This window comes from Streptomyces sp. NPDC048442 (genome assembly GCF_040651475.1).
GTDB lineage: Bacteria > Actinomycetota > Actinomycetes > Streptomycetales > Streptomycetaceae > Streptomyces.
The window spans coordinates 70,200-84,453 of record NZ_JBEZKB010000007.1 but is presented as its reverse complement, the minus strand read 5'-3'; the positions used below and the strand labels follow the sequence as shown (position 1 = coordinate 84,453).

Below are 14,254 nucleotides of genomic sequence, written 5' to 3'. Positions count from 1 at the left end.
GTCTGCTCAGATGCAGAGCTTGCGGGACCAGAATTCCTTGCACGAGGCATAGAACATGCCCGCGGTCTTCTTGCTGAAGTCGCCCTGGTTGAACAGCGACGGCTTGACGTAGGTCTTCTTCATCGTCGTCACGTCCTCTCCGTGGATAGGGATGCACCGAGCAATAAGTGGCCGTTACGGAAGTGCACGGTGTGACTCGTGTGAACTCCGTGGCGGCCGGGGAACAGTTGAACGGTTCCGCTTGCTCCTGTGCACCCCCGGACCCCGGAGATGGCTTGTTCGACTGCAGACCTGACGAGTTCACCCCTCTTGACTCAGGGTGAACGAGCGCTTACTCGTTGCTCATTGAACCTGTTCGGTCTTTTCCGCGTTACTCGGTCGGCTCGACGCCCGCACGCAGCAGCCCGTATGTGTATGCGTCCTCCAGCGCCTGCCAGGACGCGGCGATGACGTTCTCCCCGACGCCGACCGTCGACCAGTCGCCGCCGCCCGAGCCGTTGCCGTCGCCAGTGGTGATCAGCACGCGGGTGGTGGACTCGGTGCCGTGCTTGCCCTCCAGGATGCGGACCTTGTAGTCCACCAGCTCCAGCTTGGCGAGCTGCGGGTAGAAGCGCTCCAGACCGACGCGCAGCGCCCGGTCCAGCGCGTTGACCGGGCCGTTTCCTTCCGCGGTGGCGACGATGCGCTCACCCTTGGCCCACAGCTTCACGGTGGCCTCGTTGGCGTGGGTGCCGTCCGGGCGGTCCTCGACGATGGCCCGCCAGGACTCCGTACGGAAGTAGCGGCGGGCCCGGCCTTCCGCCTCCTCGCGCAGCAAGAGCTCGAAGGAGGCGTCGGCGGCCTCGTACGTGTAGCCCTTGAGTTCGCGCTCCTTGACGCGGGCGACGACCCGGCCGACCAGCTCGCGGTCGTCGCCGATGTCGACGCCGAGCTCCTTGCCCTTGAGCTCGATGGAGGCGCGGCCCGCCATGTCGGAGACGAGCATCCGGATGCGGTTGCCGACCAGGTCGGGGTCGATGTGCTGGTAGAGATCCGGGTCGACCTTGATGGCGGAGGCGTGCAGTCCGGCCTTGTGCGCGAAGGCGGAGACGCCGACGTAGGGCTGGTGGGTGGAGGGCGTGAGGTTGACGACCTCGGCGATGGCGTGCGAGATCCGGGTCATCTCGCGCAGGGAGCCCTCGGGCAGGACCTGCTTGCCGTACTTGAGCTCCAGGGCGGCGACGACGGGGAAGAGGTTGGCGTTTCCGACGCGCTCGCCGTAGCCGTTGGCGGTGCACTGCACGTGGGTGGCGCCCGCGTCGACGGCGGCGAGGGTGTTGGCGACGGCGCAGCCGGTGTCGTCCTGGGCGTGGATGCCCAGGCGGGCGCCGGTGTCGGCGAGGACGGTGGCGACGACGGCCTGGATCTGGGCAGGGAGCATGCCGCCGTTGGTGTCGCAGAGGACGACGACGTCCGCGCCGGACTCGTCGGCCGCCCGTACGACGGCCTTGGCGTACTCGGGGTTCGCCCGGTACCCGTCGAAGAAGTGCTCGCAGTCGACGAACACCCGGCGGCCCTGTTCGCGCAGGTAGGAGACGGTGTCGCGGACCATCGCGACGTTCTCGTCCAGCGTGGTGCGCAGCGCCAGCTCGACGTGCCGGTCGTGCGATTTGGCGACCAGGGTGATCACCGGGGCGCCGGATGCCAGCAGCGCGTTGACCTGCGGGTCCTCGGAAGCCTTCGCGCCCGGACGGCGGGTGGCGCCAAAGGCCACCAGCTCGGCGTTGCGGAAGGTGATCTCCTTCTGCGCGCGGGCGAAGAACTCGGTGTCGCGGGGGTTGGCGCCCGGCCAGCCGCCCTCGATGAAGCCCACCCCGAAGTCGTCCAGATGACGGGCGATGGCCAGCTTGTCCGCGACGGTGAGGTTGATCCCCTCGCGCTGGGCGCCGTCGCGCAGCGTGGTGTCGAAGACGTGGAAGCTGTCGTCAAGGCCGTTTGCGCTGCTGGCTGCGCTGTCTGCGGTCGTCATGCTGTCTGACTCCTGTCGGGTCCTGGGCGTGGACCCAGGCTGCGGAATGGCTTGCTCCACTTGCCTCCATCTTCGCGGGCGCCTCGTTCCTCCGGCCGGGGTGGGGCCGTAAAACGAAAAAACCCCTCGCGGGTGCGAGAGGTCTGCGCGCGGGTCTGGAGCTGAGCGGCCGTGCCGTACCGGGTGGTGGGTGTACGGGACGGTCACTGCTGACCGGCGCGCCTGCTGCCGATAATCATGGCGTACGAGGACACGGGGGCAGTCTGGCACACGGCTGCCCCCGCGTCTCAGGGCGTCTCAGGATGCGGGCCGCTCGGGGCCGCCGCCGGGGGCGGCGGGCAGTGCGCGTGTTCCTGCCCGTCCGCGGTGCGAGGGCCGTGGTCAGTCGGTCTCGTGCACGAAGACGTCGTTCTCCCTGTTGGAGTCGTCGGGCACCAGGTCGGGGGACGAGGAGTCCATGACCAGTCGGCGCCCGTGCAGGTCCAGCGAGGTCAGGCGGGGCGGGACCACGTCGGGGCCGCCCTGGTGTCCGGTGTCGAGCAGGCGGGCGCGGCCGGTCGCCACGTCCAGGAGCCAGTTGCGCGAAGCGGGCGCGGCGAAGGCAAGCTTGCGGCCGTCCGGGCTGAACACCGGGATCCCGGTGGCTCCCCCCTGCGGCGAGATGTCGACCAGCCGGGTCCGCCCGGTCCGCAGGTCGCGTACGAAGACGTCCTCGGTGGAGTCGGTGTCGCCCGCCACCAGGTCGGAGCCCTCGGAGGTGAAGGCGAGGTAGCGGCCGTCCGCGCTGAGGCTGTCGCGTACCGGAAGGGCGGAGGCGGTGGACGGGAGGCCGGCCGGGGTGACGTCCACCTGCTGGAGCGCGCCGGTCCACAGATCGCGACGGAAGAGCGAGCTCTTGCCGGGCGTGCCCGGATCGGTGCCGTTGCGGTCGGTGCGGTACGCGACGTACCGGCCGTCGTCACTGAGCTCGGGAGAGGTCGCCCAAGTCCCCTGCGGAAGCTGGTGGTTGACCTGCGTGGTGGTCTTCTTGACGCGGTCGCGCACGTACACCCGGCGGTGCTCGGTGGGCCGGTACGGGGTGGTGGGCTGCACGTCGGCGACGAAGGCGACGAAGCGGCCGTCGGCGCTGACCGAGATCCCGCCGGTCTGGCCGCCGTACCCTTCCACTCCCGTGCTCACCAGCTCGGTGACGCCCTTGGCCAGGTCGCGTACGTAGATACTGAGGCCGCTGGGCGCGTCCTGGCCCATGTTGGTGGAGGCCGTCGCGAAGGCCGCGTACCGGCCGCCGGGGCTGAGGGAGGTGTCGAAGACCGGGCCGTTGCCCGGGGTGCCGTCGGCCGCGACCGACGCCAGTTCCACCCGTGAGGTGCTGCGGTCCTTCACGTACAACTGGCGGCCCGGGTACTCCAGCGCCGCCGGCAGCAGATTGGCCGAGGTCGAGCTGAACGCGACGTAGCGACCGTCCTCGCTGATCCTTCCGTCCTCGGCGTAGCCGTCGCCCTGCAGGCCCGCCGCACTCACACTGACCCGCTCGTTCCGCACCGGAGCGGGTTCCGCGGCCGCGCTGGGCAGCGAGGTGAGCAGCAGCCCCGACACGACCGCTCCGGCCGTAACTACGTACGTACGCAAGGTGATTGACATGCCGTCCCCCGTTGGATGTCCCGCACCCCGGTAGTGCACCGAGGGCACTGAAGGATGAAAGCGCACCTCCGGCCACCGGTCAATGTGTGCATTCGGTGCAACCTCTGGGGTTTTCGTGCGTCCGCGCACCGGTCGGGAACCCGCCGCGCCTCCTTGCGCCTGCGCGATACGTTCGCCCCATGCGCGTACTGACATGGAATCTGTGGTGGCGATTCGGCCCGTGGGACGCCCGCCGGAAAGCGATACTCGCCGTCCTGCGCGAGCAGCAGGCGGATGTGATCGCCCTTCAGGAGGTCTGGGCGAACGGCGACGAGAACCTGGCCGGCTGGCTGGCGCAGGAGTTGGGCCTGGAGCACTGGACGTGGGCCCGCTTCGCCCGCCCCTGGCACTGGCAGCGGCGCACCGACGGCGACACCTCGGACATCGGCGTGGCCGTCCTCAGCCGCTGGCCGATCGGCGAGGAGGCGGTGCTGCCGCTGCCCGCCGAAGGGAGCGTGGACAGCGGGCGGGTGGCGCTGTACGCCCGCGTCGACTCGCCCGCGGGCCCCGTCCCCCTCTTCACCACCCACCTCAACTCGCCGCCGCACGACTCGGCGGTGCGGTGCGATCAGGTCAGGGCCCTCGCCGGGTTCATCGCGGAGAAGGGCTGGGGCGGGGCCTTCCCGCCGGTCGTCACCGGAGACTTCAACGCCTGGCCCGACTCGGACGAGATCCGGCTGCTCGGCGGACACAAGACCGCACCGCCGGTACCCCGGCAGTGCTTCATCGACGCCTGGGAGTACGCGGATCCGGCCGCCCCCTCGGCGACCTGGGACTCCTCCAACGCCTATCACACGCCGGGCCCGACCGGCCGGATCGACTACATCCACCTGGGGCGGCCAGGCCCGGCCGGAGAGGGCACCGTGCAGGGCGTGGCGAGGTTCGGACACGGGGCGGTCGACGGGGTGTGGCCGTCGGACCATGCGGGGGTACGGGTGGACCTGGCGGGAGCGGCCGAGGCGGCGGGAACGACGGGGGCGGCACAGTGAAGCGTACGGAGATCGAGCAACTCGACCGGGACGTACGGGCGTTCATCACGCTCGCCGATCCCCCGGCGGTCTGCGCACCCGGTCCACTGAGCGGGGTAGCGGTCGGCGTGAAGGACATCGTCCGGGTGGACGGGCTGCCGACCGGGGGCGGGTCCGCGCTTCCGCCTCAGGCCCTGGGCGGCCAACAGGCCACGGTGGTCGGCCGGTTGCTGGCGGCGGGCGCGTACGTCGCGGGCAAGACGGTGACCGCGGAGTTCGCGATCCTGGCACCAGGACCGACCCGCAATCCAAGCAACCTCGCCCACACGCCAGGGGGTTCGAGCAGCGGCTCGGCGGCGGCGGTCGCGGCTGGAATGGTGCCCCTCGCCGTGGGCACGCAGACGGTCGGCTCGATGATCCGGCCGGCGGCGTACTGCGGGATCGTCGGTTTCAAGCCGACGTACGGGCGCATCCCCATCGACGGGGTGATCCCGAACGCGCCGTCCTTCGACACCCTCGGGCTGTACGCGCGGGACGTGGCCGGGATCGTCCCGGCGGCGAGTGTCGTCTGCGACGACTGGCGGGACCCGGGACAGCTGGGACCGCCGGCGCCGCCCGTGCTCGGGGTGCCGGACGGGCCCTATCTGGCGCAGGCGGAACCGGAAGCACTGGCCGCCTTCGAGGCGCAGGTCCTGGCACTGCGGGCGGCGGGGTACGAGGTGCTGCGGGTGCCCGTGATGGCCGACTTCGAGGAGGTCCGGCGCGATCTCTTCACCATGAACCGGTACGAGGCGGTGCGCTCGCACGCGCAGTGGTTCGGGACGTACGGGTCCTCGTACCGGCCGGAGACGGTGGCCGTGCTGCGGGAGGGCGAGGGGATCGACGAGGCCTCGTACGAGGCGGCTCGGGCGGGCCGGGAGGGGTTCCGCTCGCGCATCGCCGCGGCTCTGCGGGAGTCCGGGATCGACCTGTGGATCACTCCGGCGGCGACCGGTCCGGCCCCGAAGGGACTTGCCACGACGGGGAGTTCGGTGATGTCACTGCCGTGGAGCCATGCGGGACTGCCGTCGCTTTCGCTGCCGGCGGGGAGGGCGGCGAATGGGCTGCCGCTGGGCGTGCAGTGTGTGGCTGCGGCAGGGGAGGACGAGAGGCTGGTGTCGTGGGCGACCGGGCTGGCGACGACCCTAGGGGACATCGTGCGGGTGCGTCGTGGCTGATCGCGCAGTTCCCCGCGCCCCTAAAAGCCTGCCCCCTAGCCCCTAGCCCCTTTAAGCCCCCCAGCCCTCTTGGGCAGCGGGGCCGCCCCCCGGGGGCGGGACGGGTGGGCAAGGGGGCGGCACCCACGCAGAGCCCGCCCCCTCACGACCGCACGCGCCCGCCCCGTACCGGCTACGCCAGCTCGTGCATCCACCCGTGCGAATCCGCCACCCGTCCCGTCTGAATCTCCAGCAGCGCCTTCCGCAGCGCCATCGTCACCCGTCCCGGCTGACCGTCCGCCGTCGTCCACTCCGCGGCGGTCGACTTCACGTGGCCGACCGGCGTGATGACCGCCGCCGTGCCGCACGCGAAGACCTCCGTGAGCGCTCCCGACTCGGCGTCCGCACGCCACTGCTCCGTGGAGATGCGGCCCTCCGACGAGGAAAGTCCCAGGTCACCGGCCAGCTTCAGCAGCGTGTCACGCGTGACGCCCGCCAGCAGCGAGCCCGTCAGTTCCGGCGTGACGATGCGGTCCCCGTACACGAAGTACAGGTTCATGCCGCCCATCTCCTCGACCCACTTGTGGTCGAGCGCGTCCAGCCAGACGACCTGGTCGCAGCCCTTCTCGGCGGCTTCGGCCTGGGCGAGCAGGGACGCGGCGTAGTTGCCGCCGGTCTTGGCGTAGCCCATGCCGCCGGGCACCGCGCGGACGTAGTTCTCCGAGAGCCAGACCGAGACCGGCTTGACGCCGCCCGGGAAGTACGCGCCGGCCGGCGAGGCGATGACCAGGAAGAGGTACTCGTTGGCGGGCTTGACGCCCAGGCCGACCTCGTTGGCGATCATGAAGGGGCGCAGGTAGAGGGACTCCTCGCCGCCGTGCGCCGGGACCCAGGCCTCGTCCTGCTTGACCAGGGCGTCGCAGGCGGCGATGAACGTCTCGACCGGGAGCTCCGGCATCGCGAGGCGGTGCGCGGAGGACTGGAAGCGCTTGGCGTTGGCCTCCGGGCGGAAGGTGGCGACCGACCCGTCGGGGCGGCGGTACGCCTTCAGACCCTCGAAGATCTCCTGCGCGTAGTGCAGGGTCATGTTCGCCGGGTCGATGGAGAGCGGGGCGTACGGCACGAGCTGGGCGTCGTGCCAGCCTCGCCCTTCCGTCCAGCGGATCGTCACCATGTGGTCGGTGAAGTGGCGGCCGAACCCGGGGTTGGCGAGGATCGCCTCGCGCTCCGCCGAGGCCAGCGGGGTGGATGAGGGCTTGAGCTCGATCGTCGTGAGCGTCGTCATGAGTGCGTTCCTTCACCGGTCGTCTGGGAAGGGCCGCGCTCACGCCCCCACCGAAGTAGGACGTCCGAGCTTCCTCTCATACCGCGACCCTGAGTTCGATTATCGCTCGCGGGGGTGCAGGGATGAAATGGCGCGTTTGGCGCGGTGTGCGGCCCAGGGGTTGATGGTCGCACCCGGGGCCGGAAAAGCGACAGCCGCCGGGTGGTGGGACCCGGCGGCTGTCGTGGGAAGAGAGTCGTCGGGTCAGCCCGCTACTCGCAGGGCGAGCGCGTCGCCGATCTCGTCCGTCGTACGGACTGCGGAGGCGCTGCGCTCGGCGAGGTCCGCGGAGACGGCCTCCTCGATGCGGACGGCCTCGGGCTCGTAACCGAGGTGACGCAGGAGGAGTGCGACGGAGAGGACGGTCGCCGTCGGATCGGCCTTGCCCTGGCCCGCGATGTCGGGCGCGGAGCCGTGCACCGGCTCGAACATCGACGGGAACGCGCCCGTCGGGTTGATGTTGCCGGAGGCGGCCAGGCCGATTCCGCCGGAGACGGCGGCGGCCAGGTCCGTGAGGATGTCGCCGAAGAGGTTGTCGGTGACGATGACGTCGAAGCGCTCCGGCTGGGTGACGAAGAAGATCGTCGCGGCGTCGACGTGCAGGTAGTCCGTGGTGACGGACGGGTACTCGGCGGCGACCCTGTCGAAGGTGTTCTTCCACAGGTGGCCGGCGTAGACGAGCACGTTGTTCTTGTGGACCAGCGTCAGCTTCTTGCGGGGGCGGGCCGCCGCGCGCTCGAAGGCGTCACGGACCACGCGCTCCACGCCGTACGCCGTGTTGAGGCTGACCTCGGTGGCCACCTCGGCGGGCGTACCGGTGCGCAGGCTGCCGCCGTTGCCGGTGTACGGGCCCTCGGTGCCTTCCCGTACGACGACGAAGTCGATCTCCGGGCGGCCGGCCAGCGGCGTCGCGGTGTTCGGGAACAGCTTCGACGGGCGCAGGTTGATGAAGTGGTCGAAGGCGAAGCGCAGCTTGAGGAGCAGGCCGCGCTCCAGCACTCCGGAGGGTACGGACGGGTCGCCGATGGCGCCGAGCAGGATCGCGTCGTGCTGCTTGAGGGCGTCCATCTCCGCGTCCGGGAGGGTCTCCCCGGTGCGGTGCCAGCGCTGGGCGCCGAGGTCGTACTCCTTGGTCTCCAGCTTCACGTCCTGCGGGAGGACGGAGTTGAGGACCTTGAGGCCCTGGGCGACGACCTCCTGGCCGATGCCGTCACCGGGGATCACTGCGAGATTGATGCTGCGAGACATGTCCGGGACCCTACTCCGCGTCCCAGGGGATGACACGTCGCGTCCGCCATGTGGACGCGACATGCCACTCCGCACGTTTCAGCGGCGGGCCGTCCCGAACGGCTCAGTGGCCGGTCTCGCCGCCGTTGTCGCGGCGGTCCAGGGCGCGCTGGAGTGCTGCCGCGGCCTGCTTGCGGTCGGCGGCCTCGGCGGAACGGGAGGAGTGGCGGACCCGGCGGGCGGTCGTCGGGTGCATCGCGGCGTGCATCGTCATCGTCATCTCGGACATGGGGGATCGACTCCTTCAGAGGCATGGAAGAACAGGGGGAATTGCTGCATCTGTGAGGCGCCGGAAAGAGGCGGGGAGCGGGTGCGGCAGGGGTTGCCTGCTTCGGGGCACGGGCTCGCGGCCGCCATTCGCTGATGAAGCGAGACGTTCGGCTCCTACAAAGCTAGGACAGGTCCGGGCAACTGTCTCCACACTTACTCGGACTTCCTACTATCTGAGACGCGATCACGCCGGACCCCTTGTGCGGACTGCCCTGAGACCGCCATCTAGATGAGACCACCCACTAGATTGCATTCCTACCTATCTGGTGGTGGAATACGGGCATGGCCGCAGACCGCAAGCCCGATCGCAGATCCAGTTGGCTCAAGGGAGTTCTCGACCTCCTCGTCCTCTCCTGTCTCACCGAGGGCGAGAGCTACGGGTACGAGATCTCCAAGGCACTGGCCGGGGCGGGGCTCGGGGAGATCAAGGGCGGCACGCTCTACCCGGTCCTGAACCGGCTCGAAGAGGCCGGGTACGTCGTCGGGGAGTTCCGCGCCACCGAGCGCGGGCCCGGCCGCCGTTACTACCGGCTGACCGGCGAGGGACGTACCGCGCTGGCCGGGCAGACCGGCGCCTGGCTGGAGTTCCACACCTCGGTGCGGAACGCGCTGACCGCATCGCTCACCACGGGGGAATCATGATGACTGCCAACGACACCTACTTCGACCGGCTCGGGGCCGCACTCCGCGCGGGCGGCATGCCCGAGGCCGAGGTCACGACGACCGTCGCGGACCTCACGGCGTACGTCACGGACGGGGCGGCGCCGGACGGGGACGGGGCCGACCCGGCGGAGGAGTTCGGCGCACCGGAAGAATTCGCGGCGCGGCTGACCGGCAGCGCGCCCGTCGAGGAACCGTCCGGCGGGGCCGAGACCTGGAAGTGGACCACCGACGTCTACAACGACCGCAGGCTGCTCAACCAGTACGGCGACCAGGGCTGGGAGGTCGAGCGCCTGGACCGCCTCGGCCGCTACGTCTGCCGCCGCGATTCGTCGGCCGCACTGCGCTGGGAGTACCGCCGCGAACTGGCGAACAACGCGCAGCAGCGGGCGGCCAGGACCGCCGAGCTGGCCCCTGACGCGTGGGAGCCGTGCGGGCACTGGGCCTTCTACATGTACTTCAAACGCCCGAAGGCGGCGAGCACCGGCCCGGCGGCGGAACTGGACGCGCTCGCCCCGGTCCCCGGCGAGCGGGTGATCTTCGGCAAACGGCTGGGCCGGATGCTGCTGATCCTCGGCCTGTCCCTCCTGGCGCTCGCGGTGCTCTTCGTGTGCGGCTACGGGAACTTCGTGGCGGAGCACCCATGGGTACTGGCGGTCATGGCGGCCGCGGGGCTGGCCGGCGGCCTCGCGGGCTGGCGCGGCGTCAAGCAGGACGTGGCCAAGAACCTCACGGACTAGCAGGGGTGGGACTTCGGGTGCGGGTTGTTCGTGGCTGGGCGCGCCCACGCGGCGGAGCCGCATGTCCCGTACGGCCCCGCGCCCCTGAGGACCCATCCCTGATGCCCCCGTGTCGCCGGAACCGGTCAGAGCACGTCCCCGTTCCTCCAGTCGAAGAAAAGCTCCGCCCCCGGGTCCGGCAGTGACCGCCCCGCCGCAGCCCGTACGTACGTCGTACCCTCCTCCTCCGGCAGCCGTACGACACCGTCCGGGCCGAGTGCCGCCAGTCCCCCGGGCCACACCTGCCACCCGCGCCCCGCGTACAGCGCGGCCCCCGTGTCCGACGCGGACAGCGCCCCGAAGACGTACGCCCCGTCGACGATTCTCTCCAGGGCATCCATGATCCGGCCGCCGAGCCCCTGCCGCCTGTGGTCGGCCCGTACCGCGACCGCCTCGACGTAGCCGACCCGCAGCGAGTGCCCGCGGTGCAGTACCCGGCGCTGGACGAGACTGCCGTGGGCGACGATCTCGCCGTCCTCGCTGATCAGTGCGTGCATGCCGCCGAGGCCGTGTTCCCAGTCCTCGTCCGCGAAGTCGCCGTCGAAGGCGGTGTCGAGAAGGGCGCGGATCGCGACGAGTTCGGCCGGCGTGAGGTGGGCGGTGTGAACGGTGCGCAGGGTCGTCCCGTACTCGGTCGTGCTCCCGTACTCAGTCATGCACAGCACTCTCCCAGGCCCCTGCCGTCACAGGTACTCAGGCCCACTTTGAGTACGCGTGCCGTGTCGGACTGCCGGGCGCCGCAGCAGAGTTGGGGCCATGTCCACGAAGACGTCTCCCCAGTCGCCCGGCGCCGGGCTCTACGCCCTGAAGCCCTGGTACGCGGCCCGGCTGTCCGGGGTCCGCGCCTCGCTCGTCCGCCGCCGGGTGTCGCCGGACACGCTGACCGCCGCCGGGGTGGTGTGCGCGGCGGGTGCGGCGGCGGCAGTGGCCTGGGTGCCCGCGCCGTACGCGGCACTGCCGGTGGCCGTACTTCTCGCCGCACGGCTCGCGTTCGCCAACCTGGACGGGGCGCTGGCCCGGGACACGGGGCGTACGACGCGGCGTGGCGCGCTCCTCAACGAACTGGGCGACCGGGCGGCCGACTTGATCGTCGTCGCGGGCTTCCTGACGCTGGCCCCGCTGTGGCTGGTGGCCACGGCCGGACTGGCCGCGACACTGCCCTCCTGGATCTCCCTGGCGGGCGCGGCGGCGGGCGCCGAGCGCCTCAACGGCGGCCCGGTCGGCAAGACGGAACGCTGCCTGCTGGTGGTCGTCGCGGCGGCCGTACCCGGCTGGGCGGTCCCCGTCCTGGCGGTACTGGCGGCGGGCTCGGCACTGACGGCGGCCGTACGGTGCGCACGCCTGTGGCGGTCGCTGTGAGCGCCCGGGTGCCGGTGATCGTGGCCGGGGTACTGGCGGTGAGCGGCCTGGCGGTGGCAATGATCCCGCCCCGGGTCACGATGCGGGCAGAACTCCGCAAGCGCTGGCGCACCTGGGCACTGGCAGCACCGGTCTACCTGGGCGCACTGTGGCTGGGCACGGCAGGCACGTTCGCCTTGGCGGCGGGCCTGGGGGTGGTGGCAGTAACGGAGTACGCCCGTATGTGCACTTCAGCCCGTCCGGCGTTTGAGGACGCGCGGACGCAGTCCGTGCACGGGGCGCAGCCCCGGACATCAGCCCCCACCAGCCCCGCGGCCAGCGGTTTCGGGAAGGGGCGGGGAGGGGCAAGCGCCGCAGGCAACCCGCACCACCCACCGGCCCGCCCCCACGGCGACCTCCTCGTCCTGGCCGCAGCCTCCCTCACCCTCCCTGCCCTTGCGTGGCTCGCCCCGCAAACCCTCGACCTGCGAGCCGTCGCACTGCTCCTAGTAGCGGCCGCCCTCCCCTCCCTCCTGACCGGCGACACCGATCACGGCTTCACCCGCACCGCCCGCACCACCTTCGGCATCCTCTGGATCCCCGTAGCCCTCACCGGACTCGTCCTCCTCGGCCCCGACACCGCCATGGCCGTCGGCCTCGCCGTGGCCCTCGGTGACGTCGGCGCCTGGTGCGGCGGCACAGCGCTCGGGCGGCGCGGCATCCTCGCCCGCCCGCTCTCCCCCCTCTCCCCCCACAAGACCTGGGCGGGCGTCGCCGGCTGCGCGGCGGCAACTGCCGCCGCCCTGGCCGCGGCCGGAGCCTTCACGCCCGTCCTGTGGGCCGCCGTCCTCCTCGGCTGCCTCCTCGGCGACCTCCTCGAATCCATGGTCAAGCGCGAGTCCGGCGTCAAGGACGCGGGCAGCTGGCTGCCCGGCTTCGGCGGCCTGCTCGACCGCGTCGATTCCCTCCTGCTCGCCCTGCTACTCGCGATGGTGGTGACCCTGTGAGCACAACAACCGCACCTGCACAGACCCCGGCCCCGGCCCCCCACCGCACCCCCGCCCTCCTCCGCCGCGCCCTGTGGTGGTCCCTCCTCACCCTCACCGGTGGCGTCGAACGCCGAGGCCGTCTCCCTCGCGGCGGCTGCGTCGTCGTCGCGAACCACTCCTCGCACGCCGACACCGCCGCCCTGCTCGCCGCGCTCGACGCCCGGCACACCCCGGCGATCGGCGCCGCCGCCGACTACTGGTTCGCGTCCCCGTGGCGCAGCCGCGTCTGCCGCCGTCTCGCGGCCGGTTTCCCGGTGCGCCGCAAGGGCGGCGGCCTCGAAGACCTGCTGTCCATGAGCGACGAACTCCGCGCGGGCCGCGCCGTCGTCCTCTTCCCCGAGGGCACCCGGGGCGCCGGTGAGGCAGGTGAGGTCGGCTCCTTCCACCGCGGCGCCCTGCTCCTCGCCGAACGGGCCGGAGTCCCGGTGGTCCCCGTCGGCATCGCGGGCACCAACCGTCTCCTCCCCAAGCACGGCCGCCTGCGCTCCGCCCTCGTACGCATCCGGATCGGCGATCCGCTGCCGCCGACCGTCACCCCGGAGGAGGCCCGCGACGCGGTGGCCGCACTCCACCACCGTACGAACGCGGAATCACTGCGCGACTCGGTCGTACGCCGCCGCGTCGCAGCCGTCGCGACCTCCCGCTGGGGGCTGCCGATCGCGTTCGTCTGGGCCGGGGCAGAGGCGCTGAGCTGGCCGCTGATGCCGGAACTCCTGCTCGCGGTGGCCTGCGTGGCCGCCCCGCGAGCCGCCCTGAAGCTCTCCGCCACCGCCCTCGCGGGCAGCCTGGCGGGCAGCCTCCTCGCCCTCCAACTCGCCTCTTCCGGCGTGCAGTTGCCCGCCCCGATGACCACGGACCGGATGCACGCGGCAGTACGCACCCAACTCGCCGCCGAGGGTGCGGCAGCCGTCCGCCACCAGCCCTGGAACGGCATCCCGTTCAAGGTGTACGCGGCGGAGGCCGGCCGCGCGGACCTCCCCGCCGCCGACTGGCTGCTCGCCTCCGCGAAGGCACGCGGCACCCGCACGCTCGCCGTGGGCCTGGGCTTTGCGGCGTTCGGGCTGCTGATGCGGCGCTGGCGCAGGCTCTACCCGGGGTATCTCGTGCTGCTGGGGACAGGGTTCATGGCAGGTCTGACACTCATCGTGCTCGGCTGGACCTGATCCGCCCGGAGCTGAGGTGGACCCGGTCCAGGTACCCGCCGGGGAGGTGGCTGCGCCACAACTTGACGTCCGGGTAAGGGAGTTGACTGGCCAGCGCCTCCTGTACCTCGTCCTGCGGGTGCCCGAGGACGTCGACCCCGTCGAGGACGACGGGCACGGCGGCGGGCTCCAAGGGCGGATGGACCGCCCGCCGAAGGTCCACGACGTCGAGTCCGCCCGCACGCTCCCCGCCGACCAGAAGCGACAGTCCCTGGTACGTCGCCCCGAACGACCACTCCAGCCCGCACACCCACGACTCACGCACGTCGCACAGCGTCGCGACGGCCCACTGGGCGGCACGCTCGGACGTGCCATAGGCGAGGGTTCCGGCGCGGTGCGGAAGGACCAGTCCCCGGCCCGGGAGAATCTCGAACACGTCCGCACCCTCGCACGGGCAGGAGCACGGAACCACCCCCACCCGTGCGAAGCCGGTCAGCACACGCCGATCAGCACACGCCGATCAGCACACGCCGGTCAGCACACAGCGGTCAGC

Annotated in this window: 15 protein-coding genes; 7 read left to right on the top strand and 8 right to left on the bottom strand. The window is 71.5% G+C overall.

Annotated elements, in window-relative coordinates; genetic code table 11:
• Positions 1-6: 6 nt before the first annotated feature.
• The 3 genes from AB0D18_RS13170 to AB0D18_RS13160 all read right to left on the bottom strand — a co-directional run bounded on the left by AB0D18_RS13170 (position 7) and on the right by AB0D18_RS13160 (position 3,649).
• Entirely contained in the window at positions 7-123 is a 117-nt protein-coding gene (locus AB0D18_RS13170; RefSeq protein WP_362416699.1) for a keywimysin-related RiPP, read from the bottom strand.
• Positions 124-370: 247 nt separating this feature from the next.
• Positions 371-2,008, bottom strand: a complete 1,638-nt coding sequence (gene cimA, locus AB0D18_RS13165) for a citramalate synthase (protein WP_362416125.1) — start codon at positions 2,006-2,008, stop codon at positions 371-373.
• 381 nt (positions 2,009-2,389) lie between these two features.
• A complete protein-coding gene (locus AB0D18_RS13160) occupies positions 2,390-3,649 on the bottom strand; it encodes a hypothetical protein (RefSeq protein ID WP_362416122.1) in 1,260 nt (419 codons plus the stop codon).
• A 179-nt stretch (positions 3,650-3,828) separates the two neighbouring features.
• Here AB0D18_RS13160 and AB0D18_RS13155 point away from each other — a divergent pair, with 179 nt between their 5' ends.
• Both AB0D18_RS13155 and AB0D18_RS13150 read left to right on the top strand, forming a co-directional pair.
• Entirely contained in the window at positions 3,829-4,677 is an 849-nt protein-coding gene (locus tag AB0D18_RS13155; protein WP_362416119.1) for an endonuclease/exonuclease/phosphatase family protein, read from the top strand.
• Positions 4,674-5,873 carry an amidase gene (locus AB0D18_RS13150; RefSeq protein ID WP_362416116.1) on the top strand — a complete coding sequence of 400 codons (1,200 nt, stop codon included), beginning with the start codon at positions 4,674-4,676 and terminating at the stop codon, positions 5,871-5,873. Before AB0D18_RS13155 ends, AB0D18_RS13150 begins: the two co-directional genes overlap by 4 nt.
• Positions 5,874-6,045: 172 nt before the next feature.
• Here the strand turns inward: AB0D18_RS13150 and AB0D18_RS13145 are convergent, their stop codons facing one another.
• From AB0D18_RS13145 to AB0D18_RS13135, 3 genes are all read right to left on the bottom strand, one after another.
• On the bottom strand, positions 6,046-7,137 hold the full coding sequence (locus tag AB0D18_RS13145; RefSeq protein WP_362416113.1) for a branched-chain amino acid aminotransferase: 1,092 nt from the start codon (positions 7,135-7,137) through the stop codon (positions 6,046-6,048).
• A 243-nt stretch (positions 7,138-7,380) separates the two neighbouring features.
• Entirely contained in the window at positions 7,381-8,424 is a 1,044-nt protein-coding gene (locus AB0D18_RS13140) for a 3-isopropylmalate dehydrogenase (protein WP_362416110.1), read from the bottom strand.
• A 103-nt stretch (positions 8,425-8,527) separates the two neighbouring features.
• Entirely contained in the window at positions 8,528-8,692 is a 165-nt protein-coding gene (locus tag AB0D18_RS13135; RefSeq protein ID WP_362416733.1) for a hypothetical protein, read from the bottom strand.
• Between the two features lie 323 nt (positions 8,693-9,015).
• On the opposite strand from AB0D18_RS13135, the gene AB0D18_RS13130 reads away from it, so the two are divergent.
• The gene (locus AB0D18_RS13130; protein WP_362416107.1) at positions 9,016-9,375 is read left to right on the top strand and encodes a PadR family transcriptional regulator; all 360 of its coding nucleotides are present in this window, start codon (positions 9,016-9,018) and stop codon (positions 9,373-9,375) included.
• Complete coding sequence (locus tag AB0D18_RS13125; RefSeq protein WP_362416104.1) at positions 9,372-10,133, top strand: hypothetical protein; 762 nt, start codon at positions 9,372-9,374, stop codon at positions 10,131-10,133. Before AB0D18_RS13130 ends, AB0D18_RS13125 begins: the two co-directional genes overlap by 4 nt.
• Positions 10,134-10,258: 125 nt before the next feature.
• Here the strand turns inward: AB0D18_RS13125 and AB0D18_RS13120 are convergent, their stop codons facing one another.
• Positions 10,259-10,828 (bottom strand): GNAT family N-acetyltransferase, encoded by a 570-nt coding sequence (locus tag AB0D18_RS13120; RefSeq protein WP_362416101.1) that lies wholly within the window; start codon positions 10,826-10,828, stop codon positions 10,259-10,261.
• A gap of 100 nt (positions 10,829-10,928) precedes the next feature.
• Between AB0D18_RS13120 and AB0D18_RS13115 the strand changes: the two genes are divergently transcribed.
• The 3 genes from AB0D18_RS13115 to AB0D18_RS13105 are packed head-to-tail and all read left to right on the top strand — an operon-like array spanning position 10,929 to position 13,722.
• Entirely contained in the window at positions 10,929-11,531 is a 603-nt protein-coding gene (locus AB0D18_RS13115; RefSeq protein ID WP_362416098.1) for a CDP-alcohol phosphatidyltransferase family protein, read from the top strand.
• Complete coding sequence (locus AB0D18_RS13110; protein ID WP_362416095.1) at positions 11,516-12,517, top strand: phosphatidate cytidylyltransferase; 1,002 nt, start codon at positions 11,516-11,518, stop codon at positions 12,515-12,517. Before AB0D18_RS13115 ends, AB0D18_RS13110 begins: the two co-directional genes overlap by 16 nt.
• Positions 12,514-13,722 carry a lysophospholipid acyltransferase family protein gene (locus tag AB0D18_RS13105; protein ID WP_362416092.1) on the top strand — a complete coding sequence of 403 codons (1,209 nt, stop codon included), beginning with the start codon at positions 12,514-12,516 and terminating at the stop codon, positions 13,720-13,722. Before AB0D18_RS13110 ends, AB0D18_RS13105 begins: the two co-directional genes overlap by 4 nt.
• On the opposite strand, the gene AB0D18_RS13100 is transcribed toward AB0D18_RS13105, so the two are convergent.
• Positions 13,700-14,137 carry a hypothetical protein gene (locus tag AB0D18_RS13100; protein WP_362416089.1) on the bottom strand — a complete coding sequence of 146 codons (438 nt, stop codon included), beginning with the start codon at positions 14,135-14,137 and terminating at the stop codon, positions 13,700-13,702. The two genes, AB0D18_RS13105 and AB0D18_RS13100, sit on opposite strands and share 23 nt — an antisense overlap.
• Positions 14,138-14,254 lie beyond the last annotated feature (117 nt).